This is a genomic window from Robbsia andropogonis (genome assembly GCF_000970345.1).
Lineage (GTDB): Bacteria > Pseudomonadota > Gammaproteobacteria > Burkholderiales > Burkholderiaceae > Robbsia > Robbsia andropogonis.
Map to the genome: position 1 here is coordinate 1 of NZ_LAQU01000104.1, position 3,307 is coordinate 3,307.

General features: G+C 54.7%; 3 protein-coding genes and 1 pseudogene. All 4 read right to left on the reverse strand.

The window, feature by feature from the left end:
- Nucleotides 1–101: 101 nt before the first annotated feature.
- Nucleotides 102–632, reverse strand: a complete 531-nt coding sequence (locus WM40_RS26035; RefSeq protein WP_046154487.1) for a DUF4411 family protein — start codon at nt 630–632, stop codon at nt 102–104.
- Nucleotides 629–1,624, reverse strand: a complete 996-nt coding sequence (locus WM40_RS26040) for an ImmA/IrrE family metallo-endopeptidase (RefSeq protein WP_236693713.1) — start codon at nt 1,622–1,624, stop codon at nt 629–631. Before WM40_RS26040 ends, WM40_RS26035 begins: the two co-directional genes overlap by 4 nt.
- A gap of 752 nt (nt 1,625–2,376) precedes the next feature.
- The gene (locus WM40_RS26045; protein WP_052738552.1) at nt 2,377–2,958 is read right to left on the reverse strand and encodes a hypothetical protein; all 582 of its coding nucleotides are present in this window, start codon (nt 2,956–2,958) and stop codon (nt 2,377–2,379) included.
- A 139-nt stretch (nt 2,959–3,097) separates the two neighbouring features.
- A pseudogene (locus WM40_RS31895) lies at nt 3,098–3,307 on the reverse strand (hypothetical protein); the annotation flags it as partial.

Consider the following 3,307-nt stretch of genomic DNA (forward strand, 5'->3'; position numbering starts at 1 on the left):
GCTCGTGTTACGTAAGGCATATTCGGCAACAACCCGTAGTTTCCGGGGGAGACGACTAGTACGTGGTTGTTAGCACTCGTCGCTGCACTGGTGGATAATCGCTAAAGACGCGTTGCCCAGTCCGTCCGGAATTCCAGTGTTCTGAGCATGCTGAACGCAGCACAACATGCCACGCCTACGTCGCGGCAGACATCAGGCACTTTTCTATTAGCTCGTGTTTTGGAAGGCTTAGAGACTTCATTAGACACAACCACTCGATAATTAGGCGCCGTCAACGCATACGCAATCAGGAACGGGTCGCGACCCACCTGCTCTACCTCGCTATCGGTGAGATCGGGGGCATATGCGTTCATCACTTTATGCAAGGCTATCGACTGAAACTCTTCCTGCAGAACCAGTTGGTTTTTCACCTTTTCATCTGACACCCATTCGTTGAATAGATCTTTTTTTGCGTTATTACCACCTCGCACCTCTTCGTAAGTTTCGAGCGGCATGGCAACCCGCTTCATCGACGCCATGTGTAATAGCCACTCCCAAAACTCCGGAACCATGTCTAACGGATAGTACAGATTGTGTGCATCGATTAGTACATTGGCATCAAGGAGATACAACCGTTGGGTCGTTGCGGTCATGCACCACCCAACAACGTCGCCACATTCGTCGGTTTCACATCCAAAACCCGTGCGGCTTTAGTAGGCGTGAGAATGCCTTCGGCAACCGTACGCTTAACAAGGTCAATAAGCGCGCCACCCATGCGGTGCCGTTTCACAATATAGTAGCTTGGGCCAGATTCGCCTCTTGGCTGTGAGTCGCGCTCCTGCCGACGAGTTTCGGTGTAGTGGCGATTCAATGCGTGCCACACTGGCTCACTAATACGTTGTTGCTGCAAAAGTCGATAGGCGACAAGCGGCCTACTGACCCTATGCGCTCGGGCGAAGCTGGCAATAGCTCGCTCGCATTCGGAAAAATCATCGATGTCGAATTCGATCGCTCCGATTTCGGTATCGTCCACTAGCACACGACTCGCGACGTCATTGCAAAACTGCTCAATGCGCTTTGCGGGCACACCGCCACTTACCCCCGTCTCGCCCAACCAGATATGCACCAACTCATGCAAAGCGGTGAAAGCCCAAGCGGACTTCGCGTCTTGATCGTTCACTACAATGAAGGGTGCCACCCTGTCGGCGATCGCGAAGCCACGAAACACCTCTGGACTGATAGCAGAATGGTGACTACCGAGCGTGCCAATCAGTAAGAGGAAAATTCCGGTACCCTCGATACGCTCGCGCAGGTATGCGAACGCGTCCTCAATTGTGCGTTGGCGGCGAAAGGCGGCCCGATCAAAGCCGATACCCTCAACCACTTTGGCAACCATGGACGGAAGAGTCTCCCGGATCGTTGCGCTGCCGACGTAGGGGTGAGCGACGGCTTCTTCGGCCTCCTCAAGCGCACTTAGTATCAAACGTTGACGTACATGCACGTCGCGCACCAGCGCGTCGACCGCGCCTTCGTTCTCAGCTCGCCGGGCCACCGGCAAAGTGCGAAAGTCCTCTCCCCGCTCGGCTTTTTGAGGAGGTTCATTCAAGTAGAACACTAGCAAGGGCCTGCGATACAACTTCGTCATTCGGAGAAGTACGGGGCGGGACGGTTCTTTCTCCCCGCTCTCGTATTCTTGCAGAACGGCGTCGCCGCTCTGCCTTGAACCGCCTAGCTTCAGCTGGCGTGCAGCGTCCTCAGCGCTCAGACCCGCTGTTGTGCGTGCCCATACCAGGAGTGAGGGATTTGTTCGTGCCATTGAAAGTACAAAAACGACCACGAGTCACGGATTAATCAAGATATCTCAGTGTACTCCATATTGAGGCTTATAAGTAGAATAGCACTAATGATTACTATTATAATCAGAAGTGGCAGATTTTTAGCCCTTCTCCCCACCTTACCCGCTCGCCTTGCCATAAGCACCGTGTTGACAAGCACTTAGGCGCCGATCCCACGCGGGAATTGGGCAGCACTGTCCGTTAGTTGCATTGCTACCTTTGCATCCCGTCCTGGTCGATCAGCGTGCGCCCAAGCAGCTGCGAGCGCCGGTCTCGGACGATTGTTCGGCCTGAGCGGTCGTTCAGCACTGACTCTGCAAGTGGCTGCAGCGGGCTGGACACCGGACATTGACGAATACAGGCGGAAGACGTCCGCCTGGGTGGCAGACATCGACCCATTTCCGTCCTTGGAAATAAGTCCACTGCAACGGCGTCTCCCAGACTACAGCGGACATTTCGCTGCCATGTTTAAGCCAACCGCCTTAGACAGGTAGTTGCTAGTGCAGTAGCATCGTCACGCGGCAATGCGCAGATGCCAGCAGGTCCCGCGTGTGACGATCTTTCACGAAAGCATCTTCAACACGACCAGAAGCACGGCTATAGCCGCTGCACCGTACTTGAGTTGCGTTCGGGTTTGCGGGCGGCTCCAGTAGGATTCTGCGGCGAAGCTCTTTAGATTATCAACCAGAGGCATGCCGCGCGCTTCTGCTCGGGTTATTGCAGCCTGGCATCCCACGATCGTGGCCTGTGCCCATTCACTAGGCATGGTTGAGTGATGCTTAGACAGCACGTGGAAGTTCTGACGGAAAGCGCGCAGATTCTCATAGACGTACGCGACCTCGCGCGCCAACTCAGCGCCTAGCAAACCGATCTTTGATGCGTTTTGATCGAATAGCGGGCTTGCCGGTATGGGCCATTCAGGCAAATCTAGCTTCTTCCCGTCCGCTAACTTCAACCACATCGACTCAAGGCCATCTACGATCACCTTAACGGGCATACCGTGCGATTCGAGTTCGCCAGCGAGCGCACCTGCGAGCGCTTGAGCATCTCGAAAGCGTTTGTAATCTTCGGCCAAGAAGTTGTTGAAGTACCCGCCAGTCATAACACCGAGCAGACCGATGAGCGCGACATTGAGCTCAGCCATGGTTATCCTTGTTCATATGACCAATGGCTGAGTGTAGTTGGTAAGCGGGGATTTGTGTGGACCGCCCGGTTCAGGCAGTCCATACCGCAGGGCGACGCCTTGGAGCTAGGGCCACGACTAATTGGGGACGCGCGGCGTGTCACTCGATGTAGCCAAGAAACTTCAGGTGCAGCGTCCTTGACTCGTCAGGCCATATCTCGAATCGGGCCGAACGTTTGCATTCAGTCGCGGTCACACGGATTGAAAAGGTTCGACGCGTGTTGTCGTCAAGCCATTGTGAGTTATCAAAGAAACCGCCACCTATCGGCGTGCTGAATCGGAACTTGTCGTGGCTATCCCAATGACCAGC